Below are 18,693 nucleotides of genomic sequence, written 5' to 3'. Positions count from 1 at the left end.
CCTCACATCCGGAAGACGCCGAACTGGGGGTCACCCAGGGGCGCGTTGGCGCACGCGGTCAGGGCCAGGCCCAGGACCTGGCGGGTGTCCAGCGGGTCGATCACACCGTCGTCCCAGAGGCGGGCCGTCGCGTAGTAGGCGTTGCCCTGGCGCTCGTACTGGGCGCGGATCGGGGCCTTGAAGGCGTCCTCCTCCTCGGCCGGCCAGGACTCGCCGCGGGCCTCCAGCTGGTCGCGCTTGACCGTGGCGAGGACCGAGGCGGCCTGCTCGCCGCCCATGACCGAGATCTTGGCGTTCGGCCACATCCACAGGAAGCGGGGGGAGTACGCCCTTCCGCACATCGAGTAGTTGCCCGCGCCGTACGAGCCGCCGACCACGACCGTGAGCTTCGGTACGCGTGTGCAGGCCACGGCCGTGACCATCTTGGCGCCGTGCTTGGCGATGCCGCCCGCCTCGTAGTCCTTGCCGACCATGAAGCCGGAGATGTTCTGCAGGAACACCAGCGGGATGCCGCGCTGGTCGCACAGCTCGATGAAGTGGGCGCCCTTCTGGGCGGACTCGGAGAACAGGATGCCGTTGTTCGCGACGATGCCCACCGGGTGGCCGTGGATCCGGGCGAAGCCCGTGACCAGGGTCTGGCCGAACTCGGACTTGAACTCGGCGAAACGGGAGCCGTCGACGACCCGGGCGATGATCTCGCGTACGTCGTAGGGGGTGCGGGAGTCGACCGGGACCGCGCCGTAGAGGCTGTGCGGGTCGGCCTTGGGTTCCGTGGGCTGCGTGACCTCCCAGGGGAGCGGTCCTCGGGCGGGGAGGGTGGAGACGATCGTGCGGACGATGCGCAGGGCGTGCGCGTCGTTCTCCGCGAGGTGGTCCGTGACGCCCGAGACGCGGGAGTGGACCTCTCCGCCGCCGAGCTCCTCCGCCGTGACGACCTCGCCCGTGGCCGCTTTCACCAGGGGCGGGCCGCCCAGGAAGATCGTGCCCTGGTCGCGGACGATCACCGCCTCGTCGCTCATCGCCGGGACGTACGCCCCGCCGGCCGTGCACGAGCCGAGGACGGCGGCGATCTGGGGGATGCCGGCGCCGGACATGCGGGCCTGGTTGTAGAAGATCCGGCCGAAGTGGTCCCGGTCCGGGAAGACCTCGTCCTGCATGGGGAGGAAGGCGCCGCCGGAGTCCACCAGGTAGACGCAGGGGAGGCGGTTGTCGAGGGCGACATCCTGGGCGCGGAGGTGCTTCTTGACCGTCATCGGGTAGTAGGTGCCGCCCTTGACCGTGGCGTCGTTGGCGATGATCACGGTTTCGCGGCCGCTGACCCGGCCGATGCCGGCGATGACACCGGCGGCCGGGGCCTGGCCCTCGTACATCCCGTCGGCCGCGAGTGGGGCCAGCTCCAGGAAGGGCGAGCCCGGGTCGAGGAGCGTGTCCACGCGGTCGCGGGGGAGCAGCTTGCCGCGCGCGGTGTGGCGGGCGCGGGCCTTCTCGCCGCCGCCCCGCGCGGCTGCGGCCAGCTTGGCGCGCAGCTCCTCCACGAGCGCGTGGTGCGCCGCCTCGTTGGCCCGAAAGGCCTCCGACGCGGGGTCTGCCGCGCTCGTGAGCTCCGGTGCCTCGTGCATCCTGCGGTCCCCTCACCTTGTTAATGAGCGTTAACGCATTTCCTTCAGGTTAACGACCGCTAACCTCCCTGTCTAGAATTGATTTCATGGCCACGAGAACCGACGCCCCCACCCGACGTGAGCAGATCCTCAAGGAGGCTGCCCGGCTCTTCGCCGAGCGGGGCTTCCACGGGGTCGGAGTCGACGAGATAGGTGCCGCTGTCGGGATCAGCGGGCCCGGGCTGTACCGGCACTTCGCGGGCAAGGACGCGATGCTCGCGGAGTTGCTGGTGGGGATCAGCGGGCAGCTGCTGACCGGGGCGAAGCGGCGGGTGGCGGAGGCGGACGGGGGTGCGGGGGCGGAGGCGGTCCTCGACTCGCTCATCGAGGGGCACATCGACTTCGCGCTCGACGACCGGCCTCTGATCACCCTGCACGATCGGGAGCTGGACCGCCTCCGGGACAGCGACCGGAAGATGGTGCGGCAGCTGCAGCGGCAGTACGTGGAGCTGTGGGTGGGGGTGGTGCGGGAGGTGTATCCCGGGCTGGGGGAGCCTGCGGCGCGGTCGGCTGTGCACTCGGTGTTCGGGCTGCTGAACTCGACGCCGCATCTGGGGAGGGCGGGGTCTTTGCCCGGCCGGGGGGCCACGGCGGAGTTGCTGCACCGGATGGCCCGGGGGGCGTTCGCGGCGGCGGGGGTTTAGCGGGGGGTTTGCCCACCCGCCCGCCCGTATCTGTTGGCCAGGAGGCTGGCCTTGCCTCGGGGCTCCGCCCCGGACCCCGGCGGGGGCTTCGCCCCCTGCGCCCCCGGGGGTTTGCCCACCCGCCCGCCCGTATCTGTTGGCCAGGAGGCTGGCCTTGCCTCGGGGCTCCGCCCCCGGCCCCGGCGGGGGCTTCGCCCCCTGCGCCCCGGCGGGGGCTTTGCCCCCTGCGCCCCGGCGGGGGCTTTGCCCCCTGCGCCCCGGCGGGGGGTTTCTCGCCCGCTCGCCTGAAGCGGTTGGGCAAGGGGCTGGCCTTGCCTCGGGCTCCGCCCCGGACCCCGGCGGGGGCTTTGCCCCCGCGCCCCGCGGCGTGAAGGATCAGCTCGCGGCCAGGTCCCTGTGGATGACCTTGGCCACGGCCTGGATGGTCGCGATGCCGTAGTTCATGGTGCTGTTGCCGTGGCTGAGCACGGTGATCATGTAGTCGTGCCCGCCGCCCTTGAACGCGCCGACGCTGTGTACCCGCCAGCCGTTCGTGGAGCGTTGCAGCCAGCCGTTCTTCACGGCCACGGTGACGCCGGACGGCACTCCGTACGGCGTGCCCCAGCGCTGGGACGAGACGACCTGTCCCATCAACTTCAGGATGTAGGCACGGGAGTTGTCGCTGAGGACCGTGTTCTTGGCAGTGAGGAGCTTCAGCAGCTTCTGCTCGTCGGTGACGGTGATCTGGGTCAGGCCCCAGTAGCCGTTGGCGCCGGGCTTGGTCTGGGTCATGCCGGCGGCGGTGAGGAAGCCCTTGATCTTCGTCATGCCGAGCTGCTTCCACAGCGTGGAGGTCGCGGCGTTGTCCGACTTGGTGATCATGGCCTTGGCGAGGGTGTTCTCGCGGTCGGTGAGGTACCGGTTGTGCTTCTTCGCGTCCCACAACAGCGTGGCGAGGACGGTGACCTTGACGACACTGGCCGAGTCGAAGGCGGAACTCGCGCGCAGGGTGCAGGTCGTGTTCGTGCTGCGGTCGTAGAGGCCGACGGCGACGGTGCCCTTGCGGGTCGCGAGCGCGGCGGTGATGTCCTGCTTCAGCTTGGCGGCCAGCCCGGCCCTGGCGGACGTACAGGTCACGGCCGGCGTGGCAGCGGCGGCGGGCGTGGCGGTGGCGACGAGCGGCACGAGCACACCCGTACCCACTGCCGCCGCCAGCACTCTTGCGCGGCGGGATATCCCAGAAGTCATGCACCCCATGACTCACCGGAAGGGGGCAAAGGTTGTAGCGATTGGCGAAGACTTGTGCGAGTTGTTACCGGATGCCGTGAGATCTCACAGCCCTGCAGAAACTCTTGACGCCGCCTTCCCCACCGGGATACTTGCGGTCGACAGCGCGTCAACTCCCGTAGCAATGAAGAGATTTGGTCTTCGCTGTACGAGATCCCGAACGTCGTGCGAAGTTTCGCAAGTTTTCGACGGCCCCCACCGGAGGATCCTCACATGCGCTCACGCAAGGCCCTCATAGCCGCCCTGGCGGCCGCACTCCTGGCCGGCCCGGGTGTCGCCCAGGCCGCCACCACCCAGACCACCACCCCCCATTCCGCTCCCGCCCCGGCCCGCGAACGCGCCGCCGCGGCAACCATCACCTGGTCCCTCGTGCGGGCGAGCAACCCCACCGAGGACCAGCGCACCGCCTACGACGCCATCACCCGGGCCATGAACGCGGCGGTGGCCCGCTACAACAACCTCAGTGACCTGGGCAAGACCATCACCGTCCGCTACGAGCCGGGCGTCCCCACCGCCGACGGCAACATCAACGGGACCATCCGCTTCGGCAGCAACCGCAGCTACATGAACGAGCGGACGGCCCTGCACGAGATCGCCCACACCATCGGCGTGGGCACCAGCTCGGGCTGGTCCCGGCTCGGCGGCAGCGGCACCTGGACCGGCGGGCAGGCGACCGCGCTCGTCAAGCAGTACGACGGGTCCGGCGCGAAGATCTCCACGGGCGGCGGCCACTTCTGGCCCTACGGCCTGAACTACGACAACGAGTGGTCGAACACGGCCGCGGACCGCCACGTCCACATCGTCGCCGCGATGGTCCGCGACGGCCTGTAGGCACTCGCCCCGTGGCGGATGGCCGGCGGTCAGTCCAGGTGCGTCGGCGCGAACATCCGCAGCACGGCCGGGAGGAGGACCACCGAGGGCCCCGGCGAGGCGAGTTGCGTCGCGAGGTCCTGCCGCAGGGTCTCCGGGGTCGTACGGACCCCGGGGACGCCGAAGGACTCCGCCAGTGCCACGTAGTCCGGCCGGGTCAGCTCCGTCGCGGCCGCCTCGCCGAAGGCGTCGGTCATGTACTCGCGCAGGATGCCGTAGCCGCCGTCGTCGACGATCAGCCAGGTGACGTTCAGGCCGTACTGGCGGGCCGTCGCCAGCTCGGCGATCGAGTACAGGGCGCCGCCGTCGCCGGAGACGGCGAGGACCGGCCGGGTCGGGTCGGCCACCGCGGCGCCGAGTGCCGCCGGGAAGGCGTAGCCGAGGCCGCCCGCGCCCTGGGCGGAGTGCATGTGGTTGGGGCCCTTGGCGTCGAAGGCCGACCAGGCCCAGTACGCGAGGATCGTCATGTCCCAGAAGGACGGGGAGTCGGCGGGCAGGGCCCGGCGGACGGATGCCAACACCTCTTGCTCCAGGGTGAGTTCCTGGGCGGCGATGCGTCCGGCGACCTTCGCGAGGAGTGCGCGTACGCGCTCCGGTGCCGTCGGGTCAGCCCGCTCGGAGACCGTCTCCAGCAGGGCCTGCACCGCGAGCCGGGCGTCCGCGTGGATGCCCAGGGCCGGGTGGTTGGACTCCAGCTTGCCGAGGTCGGCCTCGATCTGGATGACGCGGCCGCGCGGCTTGAACGTGTGGTAGTTGGAGGAGAGTTCGCCGAGGCCCGAACCGACGACGAGGAGGACATCCGCGTCCTGAAGGAAGTCGGTGGTGTGGCGGTCCTCGATCCAGGACTGGAGTGACAGCGGGTGCGTCCAGGGGAACGCGCCCTTGCCGCCCGGCGTCGTGACGACCGGCGCCTGAAGTGTCTCGGCCAGCCGGCGCAGCTTCTTCGACGCGTCCGCCCGGATCACCCCGCCGCCCGCGATGATCGCCGGGCGGGCCGCCTTCGACAGCAGGTCGGCGGCCACGGCGGTCAGTTCGGGGCGCGGCGGCAGTTCCTCCGGGAAGGCGTCGCCGCCGGTCACCACCGGGATCGCCGTCCGCGCGAGCAGCACGTCCTGCGGGATCTCCACCCACACCGGGCCGTGCGGGGCGCTCAGTGCGGATTTCCAGGCCGCCTCGATCGCGGACGGGATCTGGGACTGAGTGCGGACGGTGTGGACCGACTTCACCACGCCCCGGAACGAGGCCGCCTGGTCGGGCAGTTCGTGCAGATAGCCGTGCCGGCCGCCGCCGAGCCCGGCCGTCGGGATCTGGCTGCTGATCGCCAGGACGGGGGCGCTGGCCGCGGCCGCCTCCTGGAGTGCCGCCAGCGAGGTCAGCGCTCCCGGCCCGGTCGACAGCAGCAGCGGCGCCGCCTCACCTGTGATGCGGCCGTACGCGTCCGCCGCGAACCCGGCGTTGTTCTCCACCCGCAGGCCGATGTACCTCAGGTCGGAGCGGCGCAGCGCGTCGAACATGCCGAGCGCGTGCTGGCCGGGCAGTCCGAAGACGGTCGTCGCGCCCAGCCCGGCCAGCGTCTCCACGACCAGGTCTCCGCCGGTGCGGCCGGGGGGAGGGTTCAGGGCGGCCTCCCTCTGGGCGGGCGTCGGGCGGAGCACCAGGTCGTGGTCGTGAGTCACTGCGCTTCCGAGTCCTTCCGGGCCGCGGCGATCTGGCGCGACATGATCGTGGTCAGTTCGTACGCCGTGTGGGACGCGGCCACCGACGTGATCTCCGCGTGATCGTACGCGGGGGCCACCTCGACGACGTCCGCCGAGACCAGGTTGCACGACGCGAGCCCCCGCAGGATCTCCAGCAGTTCGCGCGAGGTCATGCCGCCGGCCTCGGGCGTGCCCGTGCCCGGCGCGTGGGCCGGGTCGAGGCAGTCGATGTCGATGGAGATGTACAGGGGCCGGTCGCCGACGCGCTGGCGGAGCTGGTCGGCGACCTCGTCGGCACCGCGCCGGTAGACGTCCGCCGAGGTGACGATGCCGAAGCCCATCTTCTCGTCGTCGGTCAGGTCCCGCTTGCCGTACAGCGGGCCGCGCGTGCCGACGTGGGACAGGGCCGAGGTGTCGAGGATGCCCTCCTCGACGGCGCGGCGGAACGGGGTGCCGTGGGTGTACTCGGCGCCGAAGTAGGTGTCCCAGGTGTCGAGGTGGGCGTCGAAGTGCACCAGGGCCACCGGGCCGTGCTTCTTCGCCACCGCGCGCAGCAGGGGCAGCGCGATGGTGTGGTCGCCGCCGAGGGTCATCAGGCGGGCGCCCGTCCCGAGCAGGTCGTCGGCGGCGGCCTCGACGGTCTCGACGGCCTCGTTGATGTCGAACGGGTTCACGGCGATGTCGCCGCCGTCCGCGACCTGGGCGAGGGCGAACGGGGAGGCGTCCTGCGCCGGGTTGTACGGGCGCAGCAGCCGGGACGCCTCACGGATCGCGTTGCCGCCGAAGCGGGCACCCGGCCGGTAGGAGACACCCGAGTCGAACGGCACGCCCACCACGGCGACATCGGCCCGTCCGCCGACCTCGTCCAGCCGGGGCAGCCGGGCGAAGGTCGCGGGGCCCGCGTACCGCGGGACGCGGGACGAGTCGACGGGGCCGCGGGGGGTCTCGTTGCTGCTCATGTGGAAATGCCTTCCGTCCTGGGGCGAGGCTGACGAAATGACCCTAGGTGGCCGGAAAGCGACTGCGAAGTGTACGTTTCATCCACTGAAGCGGCTCCTGGCGGAGGGAACGTACACATGCCGGATTCGACGGTTCCCCCGACTCCTGCCGTTCCGCTGTCCGCTCTCCTGGCCCGCAAGGACCTGGCCCTGCGCCGGATCGCCGGCCCGGACGACCCCGGTACCGTCGTCCACTGGGTGCACACCTCGGAGATGGCGGACCCGTATCCGTATCTTCTGGGCGGGGAACTGCTGCTCACCGCGGGCGTGCACATCCCCGAGGCGGCGGGATCGGGCACGTACTTCGACGACTACGTGGCCCGGATAGCGGCGGCGGGCGGCGCGGCCCTCGGCTTCGGGGTGGCGCCGGTGCACGACACGGTGCCGAGGGCGCTGGTCGCGGCGTGCGAGAAGCACGGCCTGCCGCTGCTGGAGGTGCCGCCGCAGACCACCTTCTCGGGCGTGGCCCGCGCGGTCTGGCAGCTGATGGCCCAGGCCCGCCTGGCCGAACTCCGCCGCGTCACCAAGGCCCAGCAGAGCCTCGCCTCGGCCGCCTCCCGCCCCGACCCGGTCCCGTCGGTCCTCCGGCAGCTCGCCCAGCGGCTGGGAGGCTGGGCGGTGCTGTACGGCCCGGAAGAGGCGGAGATCGCGGGGTCGGGCCGGGAGCCCGGGGACGAGGCGCGCGCGGCGCTGGCGCGGCTGGCGGAGGTCGTACGGCCGGACCGTCCGGCGCCTGCGGCAGGTGCGGCATCGCAGACCGGCTCCGCATCACGCGCCCTCCCGCCCGGGTCCCGGCCGGGTGAGCCCGCCGCGGCACCTTCCCGCTCGGCCCACTCGCCCGGGTCCCGGCCGGGTGAGCCCGCCGTGGCACCTTCCCGCTCGGCCCAAGCGCCCGGGTCCCGGCCGGGTGAGCCCGCCGCGGCACCTTCCCGCTCGGCCCACTCGCCCGGGTCCCGGCCGGGTGAGCCCGCCGCGGCACCCTCCCGCTCGGCCCTCCCGCCCGGGTCGCACGCCGGCCCTCCGCCACCCACCGATCACAGCCGCCCCGCCCCCACCTCGGCCACCGACACCGTCGCCGGCACACACCTCGCCGCCTACGCCCTCGGTGGCGGGCGCGGATTCGTGCTCGGGGTGGCCGCCCCGGAACGCGCGCCGGGGGACCACACCATCGCCTCCGTCGCCGCCGTGCTGCTCGCCCTCCTCACCGGGGAGCAGGGGAGCGGCACCGGCGCCGCCCGCTCCTGCGCGTTGGTGCGGCTGCTGCTGGGGGCCGCGCCCGAGGACGTCGCGCCGCTGCTCGGCGACGGTCGGCGGTGGGTCGTCGTGCACGCCCGTCCGGAGGGGGAGGGCGCGCCCGACGCCGTCGCGGCCTCCGCGCTGGGCGCCGCGCTCGGGTCCGCCCTGGTCGACCCGGCCGGTGACGTCGTCCGGGCCCTGGTCCCGGCCGGCCGGGCACCGCAGCCGCTGCCCGGCTGGACCCTGGGCGTCAGCGCCGACGCCGCGCCCAAGGACTGGCCCGCCGCCGACACCCAGGCGGCCCGCGCCCTGGCCCGGGCCCGGGCCACCCGCGTCCCGCTGCTCCGGCACGGCCCGCGCCCCGCCCTCGCCGACCTGGTCCCGCCCGGCGAGGCGGCGGCCCACGCCCGCACCCTGCTCGCGCCCGTCACGTCCCACCCCGCTCTCCCCGAGACCCTGCGCACCTGGCTCTCGCTGCACGGCAGTTGGGACCGCACGGCCGTCGCCCTGTCCGTGCACCGCAACACCGTGCGCCAGCGCATCGCCCGCTGCGCGGCCCTGCTGGAGGCCGACCTCGACGACCCCGACGTCCGCATGGAACTCTGGTTCGCGCTGCGGCAGATCTGAGTAGGCGAGCGGGCTGCGGCTGAGTACGTGACGCACATCCCAGCGTGCGATACGCCAGGGCCGCCCACAGTCGGCTGCTCCACAATGGTTGTCATGCCGATACCCGGGACACCCAGCCGCGCCGAACTCGTCGACCACCTCGTCACGACGCGCATCGCGGGCGACGTCGCCACCCCCCGCGAGAACAACCTCTCCCACTACCGCAAGCTGGCGAACGCCGACCGCCACTACTGGCTCGGCCTGGAACTCGGCGACCGCTGGAGCGACGAGCAGGACGTCCTCGCGGTGATGGCGGAACGCGTCGGCGTGAACGACGACCCCGGGCACCGGTACGGCCAGGACACCATCGACCCCGAGCTGACCGTCGACGGTCTGGAGCGGATGGCCGGGCGGCTGCGCAAGGCGGCGGACGGGCAGCAGCGGGTGCTGTTCGCCACCGGCCACCCCGGCGGCCTGCTCGACGTGCACCGCGCGACCGCGGCGGCCCTGCGCGCGGCCGGCTGCGAGATCGTCGTCATCCCGGACGGGCTGACGACGGAGGAGGGCTACGTCATGCAGTTCGCGGACGTGGCGGTGCTGGAGCACGGCGCCACCCTGTGGCACACCCACTCGGGCGAGCCGATGAAGGCGATCCTGACGGCCATGGAGCGCGAGGGCCGCCCGTTGCCCGACCTGGTCGTCGCCGACCACGGTTGGGCCGGCTACGCGGGACAGCACGGCGTGGACTCCGTCGGCTACGCCGACTGCAACGACCCGGCCCTCTTCATCGGCGAGGCCGAGGGCACCGTACAGGTGACGGTGCCCCTGGACGACCACGTGGTCAGCCCGCGCCACTACGACCCGATGACCGCGTACCTGCTGGCGGAGGCGGGCCTCGGCTAGGGCCTGTCGCCCTGGTCCCGCTCCAGCGGGACGCGGACCACGCCCTCCTGGATCACCGTGATGGCCAGCCGCCCGTCCTGCGTGTGGATGCGGGCCTGTCCCAGTCCCCGGCCGCCGTACGCGGACGGGGACTCCTGGTCGTAGAGCAGCCACTCGTCGGCGCGGAACGGCCGGTGGAACCACATCGCGTGGTCCAGGGAGGCCCCGACGACGTCCCCGACGGCCCAGCCGCCCCGCCCGTGCGCGAGCAGCACGGAGTCCAGGAGCGTCATGTCGGAGACGTACGTGGCGAGGACGACGTGCAGCAGCGGGTCGTCGGCCAGCTTGCCGTTGGTGCGGAACCACACCTGGGAGTGCGGCTCGCGCGGCTCGCCGAACTTCCCGTACGGCGGCTCGTCGACGTAGCGCAGGTCGACGGCGGCCCGGGCCTGAAGGAACCGCTCCACGACCTCCGGGTCGAGATGGCCGTAGCCGCGCAGCCGTTCCTCACTGGTGGGCAGCGTGGCGGGATCGGGCGCGTCCGGCATGGGCTCCTGGTGGTCCAGCCCGTCCTCGTGGACCTGGAAGGACGCCGAGAGGTGGAAGATCGGCTTGCCGTGCTGGACGGCGACCACCCGGCGGGTGGTGAAGGAGCGGCCGTCGCGGATCCGGTCCACGGTGTAGACGATGGGCGCGCCGGGGTCACCGGGGCGCAGGAAGTACGCGTGGAGGGAGTGCGCGGACCGGTCCTCGGGGACCGTGCGCCCGGCGGCGACGAGCGCCTGGGCGGCGACCTGCCCGCCGAAGACCCGGGGGACGACGGCGGACCGGGACCGGCCGCGGAAGATGTCCTCCTCGATCTGCTCCAGGTCGAGCAGATCGAGGAGGTCCTGTAGTGCCTGACTCATGAGGTAGTTGTACCGGCCAGTGATCGCGTACCGGTGTCGGGGGCCTTACAGGCCCATGTCCTTGGCGATGATCGTCTTCATGATCTCGCTGGTGCCGCCGTAGATGCGGTTGACGCGGTTGTCCGCGTACAGGCGGGCGATCGGGTACTCGTTCATGTAGCCGTAGCCGCCGTGCAGCTGGAGGCAGCGGTCGATGACGCGGTGGGCGACCTCGGTGCAGAACAGCTTCGCGGAGGCGGCCTCGGCGGGCGTGAGCTCACCGGCGTCCAGCGCCTCGGTCGCGCGGTCGGCGACGGCCTCGGCCGCGTCCACCTCGGCCTGGCAGGCGGCCAGCTCGAACTTGGTGTTCTGGAAGTGGGCGACGGGCTTGCCGAAGACCGTGCGCTCCTGCACGTACTGCTTGGCGAACCGGACGGCGGCCTTGGCCTGGGCGTAGGCGCCGAAGGCGATGCCCCAGCGCTCGGAGGCCAGGTTGTGGCCGAGGTAGTAGAAGCCCTTGTTCTCCTCGCCGAGGAGGTCCTCGACGGGCACCTTGACGTCGACGAACGCCAGCTCGGCGGTGTCGGAGGTCTTCAGGCCGAGCTTGTCGAGCTTGCGGCCGACCGAGTAGCCCTCGGACTTGGTGTCGACGGCGAACAGGGAGATGCCGTGGCGGCGGTCCTCGGCGGTCGGGGCGGAGGTCCGGGCGCAGACGATCACGCGGTCGGCGTGCACACCGCCGGTGATGAAGGTCTTGGCGCCGTTGAGGACGTAGTGCGTGCCGTCCTCGCTGAGCTTGGCGGTGGACTTCATGCCCGCGAGGTCGGAACCGGTGCCCGGCTCCGTCATCGCGATGGCCCACATCTCCTCGCCGCTGACGAACTTCGGCAGGTAGCGCTTCTTCTGCTCGTCGGTGGCGAGCATCTTGATGTAGGGCAGGGCGAGCAGCACGTGCACGCCCGAGCCGCCGAACTGGACGCCCGCGCGGGCGGTCTCCTCGTAGAGCACGGCCTCGAACTTGTGGCTGTCCAGGCCGGCGCCGCCGAACTCCTCGGGGACGTTGATCCCGAAGATGCCCAGCTCACCGAGCTTGTAGTAGAAGTCGCGGGGCGCCTGGCCCGCCGCGAACCACTCGTCGTACACCGGTACGACCTCGGCCTCGATGAAGGCGCGCAGGGTCTCCCGGAACGCCTCGTGATCCTCGTTGAACACCGTACGGCGCACGCCGCCACCTCCAGGGACCTCAGCTGTCTAAGCGCTTGCTCATGTCAAGATACCGGCGAGTATCAACGACCGTCCAGGGTGGGTGCGGGGTAACGCTCGTCACGCCGCGGGATGAAAACAGCCTCCCACGGCGTTGGTGCCTTCCGGCAGCGAAGGACGATCGGAGGGCACCGGAGTGACACCGCAACGGGGATGGGCACGACGACTGTGGGCCTACGCATGGCGCCACCCGAAGGACGTCGTCCTCGCGCTCGGCTCCTCCCTGGCCGGCATGGCGGTCATGGCCCTCGTCCCGCTGATCACCAAGGTGATCATCGACGACGTCGTCACCGACCACACCCGCTCCATGACCACCTGGGCCGGCCTGCTCATCGCCGCCGCGCTGGTCGTCTACGTCCTCACCTACATCCGCCGCTACTACGGCGGCCGGCTCGCCCTCGACGTCCAGCACGACCTGCGGACGGCGATGTACGACACCATCACCCGGCTCGACGGCCGCCGCCAGGACGAACTGTCCACCGGCCAGGTCGTCGGCCGGGCCACCAGCGACCTCCAGCTGATCCAGGGCCTGCTGTTCATGCTCCCGATGACCATCGGGAACGTCCTGCTGTTCCTGATCTCCCTGGGGATCATGGCGGCGCTGTCGCTGCCGCTCACCCTCGTCGCCCTGGCCGTCGCCCCCGCCCTGTGGTGGATCGCCAAGCGCAGCCGCACCCGGCTGCACCCCTCCACCTGGTACGCCCAGGCCCAGGCCGCCGCCGTCGCCGGCGTGGTCGACGGCGCCGTCAGCGGGGTCCGCGTGGTCAAGGGCTTCGGGCAGGAGGACCAGGAGACCGGCAAGCTCAGGGACGTCAGCCGCCGCCTCTTCGCCGGGCGGCTGCGCACCATCCGCCTGAACTCCGTCTACACCCCGGCCCTCCAGGCCGTTCCCGCCCTCGGCCAGGTCGCGATGCTGGCGCTCGGCGGCTGGCTCGCGGTGCGCGGGCACATCACGCTCGGCACGTTCGTCGCCTTCTCCACCTACCTCGCCCAGCTCGTCGGCCCGGTCCGCATGCTCGCCATGGTGCTCACCGTCGGCCAGCAGGCCCGCGCGGGCACCGAACGCGTCCTGGAGCTGATCGACACCGAGCCGTCCCTGAGCGACGGCACGAAGGACCTGCCCGCCGACGCCCCCGCGACCGTCGAGTTCGACGACGTCTCCTTCGGCTACGACGTCGCCCCCGGCAAGACCAGCCCGGTCCTCGACGGGCTCTCCTTCGAGATCCGCCCCGGCGAGACCCTCGCCGTCGTCGGCTCCTCCGGCTCCGGCAAGTCCACGGTCTCCCTGCTGCTGCCGCGCTTCTACGACGTCACCCGCGGCGCCGTCCTGGTGGGCGGCCACGACGTGCGCGAACTGACCCTTGAATCGCTGCGGGCCGCGATCGGGCTGGTCCCGGAGGACTCCTTCCTCTTCTCCGACACGGTTCGCAACAACATCGCCTACGGCCGCCCGGACGCCACCCAGGAGGAGATCGAGCAGGCCGCCCGCGCCGCCCAGGCCGACCGGTTCATCAGCGAGCTGCCCGACGGCTACGACACCACCGTCGGCGAGCACGGCCTGACCCTCTCCGGCGGCCAGCGCCAGCGCGTCGCCCTCGCCCGCGCCATCCTCAGCGACCCGCGCCTGCTGGTCCTGGACGACGCCACCTCCGCCGTGGACGCCCGGGTCGAGCACGAGATCCACCAGGCCCTGAAGGAGGTCATGCGGGGCCGCACGACCCTGCTGATCGCCCACCGCCGCTCCACCCTGAACCTCGCCGACCGCATCGCCGTCCTGGACGGCGGCCGCCTCGCCGACATCGGCACCCACGAGGAACTCCAGGAGCGCTCCGCCCTCTACCGGCGCCTGCTCACCGACCCCGACGAGCTGGGCGCGGTCTCCCCGGGCCACACCCAGCCGGCCTGCCCCGAGGAGGACACCTCCGTCCGGGACGAGCTGGACGCCGAGTTCGACGCCGAGCGCGGGGTCACCCCGCGGCTGTGGAGCGGCGACCGCGAACGCGAGGACACCGCCCTCGCCGAGAGCCCGGCCACGCCCGAGCTGCTCGCCCAGGTGGAGGCGCTGCCCCCGGCCACCGACGTCCCCGACGTCGACGAGTCGCGGGCCGTCCAGCCGGAGGAGTCCTACGGCCTGCGCCGGCTGCTGCGCGGCTTCGGACTGCCGCTGCTGGTCAGCCTCGGTCTGGTCGCCGTCGACGCCGGCATGGGCCTGCTGCTGCCGATCATGATCCGGCACGGCATCGACTCGGGCGTCACCCAGGTCGCGCTCGGCGCCGTGTGGGCGGCGTCGCTGCTCGCGCTGCTGACGGTGGCCGTGCAGTGGGCGGCCCAGGTCGGCGAGACCCGCATGACCGGACGCACCGGCGAACGCGTCCTCTACTCGCTGCGGCTGAAGATCTTCGCCCAGCTCCAGCGCCTCGGGCTCGACTACTACGAGCGGGAGCTGACCGGCCGGATCATGACCCGGATGACGACCGACGTCGACGCGCTGTCGACGTTCCTCCAGACGGGCCTGGTCACCGCCTTCGTCTCGGTCGTCACCTTCTTCGGCATCATGGTCGCCCTGCTGGTGCTCGACGTGGGGCTGGCCCTGGTCGTCTTCGCGACACTGCCGCCGCTGATCATCGCCACGGTCTTCTTCCGCCGGGCGAGCGTGAAGGCGTACGAGCTGGCCCGTGAGCGCGTGTCGGTGGTCAACGCCGACCTCCAGGAGTCGGTGTCCGGGCTGCGGATCGTGCAGGCCTTCCGGCGCGAGCGGGACGGCGGGCGGCGGTTCGCCGGGCACAGCGACAGCTACCGCCAGGCGCGCATCCGGGGCCAGTGGCTGATCTCGGTGTACTTCCCGTTCGTGCAGTTCCTGTCGTCGGTGGCGGCGGCGGCCGTGCTGATCGTCGGCGGGGCCCGGGTCGACGACGGGACCCTGGCGATCGGCTCGCTGGTGGCGTACCTGCTCTACATCGACCTGTTCTTCGCGCCCGTGCAGCAGCTCTCCCAGGTCTTCGACGGCTATCAGCAGGCGACCGTCTCGCTGGGCCGCATCCAGGAGCTGCTCCAGGAGCCGACGTCGACGAAGTCCGCCGACGAACCCCGCGAAGTGCTGTCCCTGCGCGGCGAGATCGCCTTCGAGGACGTGCACTTCGCCTACGGCGATGACGAAGAGGCCCTCGGCGGCGTCGACCTGTGCATCCCCGCCGGGCAGACCGTCGCGTTCGTCGGCGAGACCGGCGCCGGCAAGTCGACCCTCGTCAAGCTCGTGGCCCGCTTCTACGACCCCACCGGCGGCCGGGTCACCGTCGACGGCACCGACCTGCGCACCCTCGACCTCACCTCCTACCGGCACCGTCTGGGGGTCGTCCCGCAGGAGGCGTACCTCTTCCAGGGCACGGTCCGCGACGCCATCGCCTACGGCCGGCCCGACGCCACCGACGCCGAGGTCGAGGCGGCGGCCCGCGCGGTCGGCGCGCACGAGATGATCGCCACCCTGGAGGGCGGCTACCTCCACGAGGTCGCCGAGCGCGGCCGCAACCTCTCCGCCGGACAGCGCCAGCTCATCGCCCTGGCCCGCGCCGAGCTGGTCGACCCGGACGTCCTGCTCCTCGACGAGGCCACGGCCGCCCTCGACCTGGCCACGGAAGCGCAGGTCAACCAGGCCACCGACCGCCTGGCCGGCCGCCGCACCACCCTCGTCGTCGCCCACCGCCTCACCACCGCCGCCCGCGCCGACCGGGTCGTCGTCATGGACCACGGCCGGGTCGCCGAGGACGGCACGCACGAGGAACTGCTCGCGCGCGGCGGGCGGTACGCCGAGCTGTGGCGCACCTTCATCGGCGCCGCGGAGCCGGAGGAGCCGGTCGGCGCGTCCCGGTGAGGCCGTGCGACCGGCGTTTTGGTAACGCTCGTGCAACCGTGCGACATACGTCGTGCGTCCGTACACCCGTACGCCGATGGTCGCGCACGACGCGGTACGGGAGGACGACAGTGGACAGTGGAGCGATACGCAGGCGGCTCGCGCTCGGCCTGGCCGTGCTCACCGCCTCCGGCCTGCTGGCCGTCGCGGCGCCGGCCGAGGCGCAGGCCGCCGCCTCCGCCTCCTGCCCCGGCCGCAAGGTCAGGACCCTGCCCTTCTCCACCGGAACCGTGCTCGTCTACAAGCGCGGCGGCTACGTCTGCGCCGTGACCGTCACCAAGAAGCCCGGCGTGAAACGGAAGATGTCGGTGAGCGTGCAGGCGCGCGGCAGCCGCCCGGTCGTCGACGAGGGCCGGTTCGCCTACCGCGCCGGCCCGGTGATGGTGCACGCCGGACGCCGCTGCGTCTGGCTGAAGGGCAGGGTGGGGGCGGGCTCGGTCAGCTCCGGCTGGATCCTGTGCTGACGCCCGGCGCATAGAGGGTTATCCCCATGTCCCCTGGTGCTGGGGGGAGTTGGTCCGCTAGCTTCCGGCGCACATCCGTCTCACAGGGGAGTGCGCATGCGCAAGGCGCTCAGATGGCTGCTGGCGCTCACGGTGCTCATAGGCACGTTGGGCACGGCCTCAGCGGCCACCGCCGCCGAGCCGGAGGCCACCGGCAGCACTGACATCAAGGAGAGGCTGCTCTCCATACCGGGCATGAGCCTGGTCGAGGAGAAGCCGTACACCGGCTACCGCTTCTTCGTCCTGAACTACACCCAGCCGGTCGACCACCGCAGGCCGTCGAAGGGCACGTTCCAGCAGCGCATCACCGTGCTGCACAAGGACGTCTCCCGACCGACGGTCTTCTTCACCAGCGGCTACAACGTCTCCACGACGCCCCGCCGCAGCGAACCGGCCCAGATCGTCGACGGCAACCAGGTCTCCCTGGAGTACCGCTTCTTCACCCCGTCCCGCCCCGACCCGGCGAACTGGTCCAAGCTGGACATCTGGCAGGCGGCCAGCGACCAGCACCGCGTCTTCACGGCCCTAAAGGGGATCTACGGCAAGAACTGGATCTCCACGGGCGGCTCGAAGGGCGGCATGACCGCCACCTACTACGAGCGCTTCTACCCGCGCGACATGGACGGCGTCGTCGCCTACGTCGCCCCCAACGACGTCGTCAACAAGGAGGACTCGGCCTACGACCGCTTCTTCGCCCGCGTCGGCACCAAGGAGTGCCGCGACCGGCTGAACGCCGTGCAGCGCGAGGCGCTGGTGCGCCGCGAGCCGCTGGAGAAGAAGTACGCGGCCTACGCCAAGGAGAACGACCTCACCTTCGAGACCATCGGCAGCCTCGACAAGGCCTACGAGGCGACCGTCCTCGACTACGTGTGGGGCTTCTGGCAGTACAGCCTGCTCAAGGACTGCGACCAGATCCCGGCCGACGCGAAGAACGCCACCGACGACGAGATCTGGACCTCCGTCGACACGATCTCCGGCTTCTCCGCCTACGCCGACCAGGGCCTGGAAACCTACACGCCGTACTACTACCAGGCCGGTACACAGCTCGGCGCGCCGACGATCCACTTCCCGCACATCGAGAAGAAGTACCTCCGCTACGGCTACCAGCCGCCACGGAACTTCGTCCCCCGGGACATCCCGATGAAGTTCCAGCCGTCGGCGATGCGGGACGTGGACACCTGGGTCCGGCACAACGCCCGGCAGATGCTGTTCGTCTACGGCCAGAACGACCCGTGGGGCGCGGAGCCCTTCCGCGTCGGCAAGGGGGCGAAGGACTCCTACGTCTTCACCGCTCCCGGCATGAACCACGGCGCGAACGTCGCGGGCCTCGTGCCCGAGCAGAAGGCCCTCGCCACGGCCCGCATCCTCGACTGGGCCGGCGTCGCCTCCAGCGCGGTGCAGGCGGACCCGCAGGCGGCGAAGCCGCTGGCGAGGTTCGACGCCAAGCTGGACAAGCGGGACACACAGCGTGAGATGACGCTGCGGCCGTAAGGCCGGTGGCCCGTCCGTGTTGCCGCGCCCGGCCGCTCACAGCGGCCGGGCGCACCCCACGGGCCGGTCGCCGCCCAGCCGGACGTACAGGGCGGTCGAGACGGGGCAGTCGGCGCGCCGGGCGACCTCCTCGGTCACCTTGTACTCCGGCTCCCGGCCGCCCTTGCCGTCGCACGAGGTCTCCCGGACCTGCCCGTCGCCGGAGCCGTAGACGCAGTCGCCGACGAGGGTGCGCGGCCCGCCCCCGCCGCCCGGGTCGCCCGGGTGCGGCGGCTGGAGGTTGCGCATACAGGCGTAGCCCCGCGGTACCGCACCGTCGCCGTCCTCGTCGGACGCGGGTCGCTGCTCGCTGATGTGCAGCACGAAGTCCGTGGTCGCCGGGCAGCGCGGCCCGTCGCGGACCGTGCCGTCGTGCCGCGCCACGACCCGGGCCGCCGCCCGCTCACCGGCGCACGGCACCTCGGTGAAGCTCGTCGTGCCGAACGAACTGCACTCGCCGACCCCGAGGAACACCGCCCCGTACCCGGACGGCCGGGTCACCGGCGGCGACCCGGCGGCGGCCGGCCCCGACGCCGGCCCGCCCGGCAGGCCGTCCTCCGCGACACCCGCCGGGGGACTCTGACACCCGGTCAGCACCACACCGACCAGCACCAGCAGCCCCCGCACCACCCCCGCCGAACTTCGCACGCGCATCGCCGTCCCCCAGAAGAGCCCTGACCCAGCGTGACCGCCGCGGTGGGGCGCACGCCAGGCACCTGGGAGGGTTTGCGCACGTTGGGGGTGGT

At 72.1% G+C, this 18,693-nt stretch carries 14 protein-coding genes; 7 read left to right on the top strand and 7 right to left on the bottom strand.

The window, feature by feature from the left end:
- Positions 1-2: 2 nt before the first annotated feature.
- Positions 3-1,619, bottom strand: a complete 1,617-nt coding sequence (locus ACFZDA_RS07670) for a carboxyl transferase domain-containing protein (protein ID WP_391076403.1) — start codon at positions 1,617-1,619, stop codon at positions 3-5.
- A gap of 86 nt (positions 1,620-1,705) precedes the next feature.
- Here ACFZDA_RS07670 and ACFZDA_RS07665 point away from each other — a divergent pair, with 86 nt between their 5' ends.
- On the top strand, positions 1,706-2,302 hold the full coding sequence (locus ACFZDA_RS07665; protein ID WP_306966836.1) for a TetR/AcrR family transcriptional regulator: 597 nt from the start codon (positions 1,706-1,708) through the stop codon (positions 2,300-2,302).
- A gap of 375 nt (positions 2,303-2,677) precedes the next feature.
- Here the strand turns inward: ACFZDA_RS07665 and ACFZDA_RS07660 are convergent, their stop codons facing one another.
- Positions 2,678-3,529: a serine hydrolase gene (locus tag ACFZDA_RS07660; protein WP_391076399.1), complete on the bottom strand. Its 852-nt coding sequence runs from the start codon at positions 3,527-3,529 to the stop codon at positions 2,678-2,680.
- Between the two features lie 252 nt (positions 3,530-3,781).
- Here ACFZDA_RS07660 and ACFZDA_RS07655 point away from each other — a divergent pair, with 252 nt between their 5' ends.
- Positions 3,782-4,399, top strand: coding sequence for a hypothetical protein (locus tag ACFZDA_RS07655; RefSeq protein WP_391076396.1), 618 nt, complete (start codon positions 3,782-3,784; stop codon positions 4,397-4,399).
- Positions 4,400-4,428: 29 nt separating this feature from the next.
- On the opposite strand, the gene ACFZDA_RS07650 is transcribed toward ACFZDA_RS07655, so the two are convergent.
- Both ACFZDA_RS07650 and speB read right to left on the bottom strand, forming a co-directional pair.
- A complete protein-coding gene (locus ACFZDA_RS07650; RefSeq protein WP_391076393.1) occupies positions 4,429-6,114 on the bottom strand; it encodes a thiamine pyrophosphate-dependent enzyme in 1,686 nt (561 codons plus the stop codon).
- Complete coding sequence (gene speB / locus ACFZDA_RS07645) at positions 6,111-7,094, bottom strand: agmatinase (RefSeq protein WP_391076390.1); 984 nt, start codon at positions 7,092-7,094, stop codon at positions 6,111-6,113. The genes ACFZDA_RS07650 and speB overlap by 4 nt, the downstream gene beginning before the upstream one ends.
- A gap of 117 nt (positions 7,095-7,211) precedes the next feature.
- Between speB and ACFZDA_RS07640 the strand changes: the two genes are divergently transcribed.
- Together ACFZDA_RS07640 and ACFZDA_RS07635 are read left to right on the top strand one after the other, a co-directional pair.
- Positions 7,212-8,996 (top strand): PucR family transcriptional regulator ligand-binding domain-containing protein, encoded by a 1,785-nt coding sequence (locus ACFZDA_RS07640; RefSeq protein ID WP_391076387.1) that lies wholly within the window; start codon positions 7,212-7,214, stop codon positions 8,994-8,996.
- 93 nt (positions 8,997-9,089) lie between these two features.
- The gene (locus ACFZDA_RS07635) at positions 9,090-9,878 is read left to right on the top strand and encodes a phosphatase (protein WP_391076385.1); all 789 of its coding nucleotides are present in this window, start codon (positions 9,090-9,092) and stop codon (positions 9,876-9,878) included.
- Here the strand turns inward: ACFZDA_RS07635 and tesB are convergent.
- Both tesB and ACFZDA_RS07625 read right to left on the bottom strand, forming a co-directional pair.
- Positions 9,875-10,765 (bottom strand): acyl-CoA thioesterase II, encoded by an 891-nt coding sequence (gene tesB / locus ACFZDA_RS07630; RefSeq protein ID WP_391076381.1) that lies wholly within the window; start codon positions 10,763-10,765, stop codon positions 9,875-9,877. The two genes, ACFZDA_RS07635 and tesB, sit on opposite strands and share 4 nt — an antisense overlap.
- Positions 10,766-10,810: 45 nt before the next feature.
- Positions 10,811-11,968 carry an acyl-CoA dehydrogenase family protein gene (locus ACFZDA_RS07625; protein ID WP_391076378.1) on the bottom strand — a complete coding sequence of 386 codons (1,158 nt, stop codon included), beginning with the start codon at positions 11,966-11,968 and terminating at the stop codon, positions 10,811-10,813.
- A gap of 175 nt (positions 11,969-12,143) precedes the next feature.
- Between ACFZDA_RS07625 and ACFZDA_RS07620 the strand changes: the two genes are divergently transcribed.
- The 3 genes from ACFZDA_RS07620 to ACFZDA_RS07610 all read left to right on the top strand — a co-directional run bounded on the left by ACFZDA_RS07620 (position 12,144) and on the right by ACFZDA_RS07610 (position 17,908).
- Positions 12,144-15,875, top strand: a complete 3,732-nt coding sequence (locus ACFZDA_RS07620; protein ID WP_391076375.1) for an ABC transporter transmembrane domain-containing protein — start codon at positions 12,144-12,146, stop codon at positions 15,873-15,875.
- 110 nt (positions 15,876-15,985) lie between these two features.
- Positions 15,986-16,378 (top strand): hypothetical protein, encoded by a 393-nt coding sequence (locus tag ACFZDA_RS07615; RefSeq protein WP_391076373.1) that lies wholly within the window; start codon positions 15,986-15,988, stop codon positions 16,376-16,378.
- A 96-nt stretch (positions 16,379-16,474) separates the two neighbouring features.
- Positions 16,475-17,908 carry a S28 family serine protease gene (locus ACFZDA_RS07610; protein WP_391076369.1) on the top strand — a complete coding sequence of 478 codons (1,434 nt, stop codon included), beginning with the start codon at positions 16,475-16,477 and terminating at the stop codon, positions 17,906-17,908.
- A gap of 36 nt (positions 17,909-17,944) precedes the next feature.
- Here ACFZDA_RS07610 and ACFZDA_RS07605 read toward each other — a convergent pair whose 3' ends face one another.
- Positions 17,945-18,601 carry a hypothetical protein gene (locus tag ACFZDA_RS07605; RefSeq protein ID WP_391076365.1) on the bottom strand — a complete coding sequence of 219 codons (657 nt, stop codon included), beginning with the start codon at positions 18,599-18,601 and terminating at the stop codon, positions 17,945-17,947.
- Positions 18,602-18,693: the final 92 nt, after the last annotated feature.

Origin of the sequence: Streptomyces sp. NPDC007991, from assembly GCF_042958445.1 — a bacterium.
Taxonomy (GTDB): Bacteria; Actinomycetota; Actinomycetes; order Streptomycetales; family Streptomycetaceae; genus Streptomyces.
The sequence above is the reverse complement of the archived record's forward strand: the minus strand, read 5'-3'. Positions and strand labels throughout refer to the sequence as shown.

Excerpts from the sequence above, each read along its gene's own strand:
- tesB (WP_391076381.1), bottom strand. The coding sequence starts at position 10,765 with ATGAGTCAGGCACTACAGGACCTCCTCGATCTGCTCGACCTGGAGCAG.
- ACFZDA_RS07605 (WP_391076365.1), bottom strand. The coding sequence starts at position 18,601 with ATGCGCGTGCGAAGTTCGGCGGGGGTGGTGCGGGGGCTGCTGGTGCTG.
- ACFZDA_RS07640 (WP_391076387.1), top strand. The coding sequence starts at position 7,212 with ATGCCGGATTCGACGGTTCCCCCGACTCCTGCCGTTCCGCTGTCCGCT.
- ACFZDA_RS07635 (WP_391076385.1), top strand. The coding sequence starts at position 9,090 with ATGCCGATACCCGGGACACCCAGCCGCGCCGAACTCGTCGACCACCTC.
- ACFZDA_RS07655 (WP_391076396.1), top strand. The coding sequence starts at position 3,782 with ATGCGCTCACGCAAGGCCCTCATAGCCGCCCTGGCGGCCGCACTCCTG.
- ACFZDA_RS07665 (WP_306966836.1), top strand. The coding sequence starts at position 1,706 with ATGGCCACGAGAACCGACGCCCCCACCCGACGTGAGCAGATCCTCAAG.
- speB (WP_391076390.1), bottom strand. The coding sequence starts at position 7,094 with ATGAGCAGCAACGAGACCCCCCGCGGCCCCGTCGACTCGTCCCGCGTC.
- ACFZDA_RS07670 (WP_391076403.1), bottom strand. The coding sequence starts at position 1,619 with ATGCACGAGGCACCGGAGCTCACGAGCGCGGCAGACCCCGCGTCGGAG.
- ACFZDA_RS07660 (WP_391076399.1), bottom strand. The coding sequence starts at position 3,529 with ATGACTTCTGGGATATCCCGCCGCGCAAGAGTGCTGGCGGCGGCAGTG.
- ACFZDA_RS07610 (WP_391076369.1), top strand. The coding sequence starts at position 16,475 with ATGCGCAAGGCGCTCAGATGGCTGCTGGCGCTCACGGTGCTCATAGGC.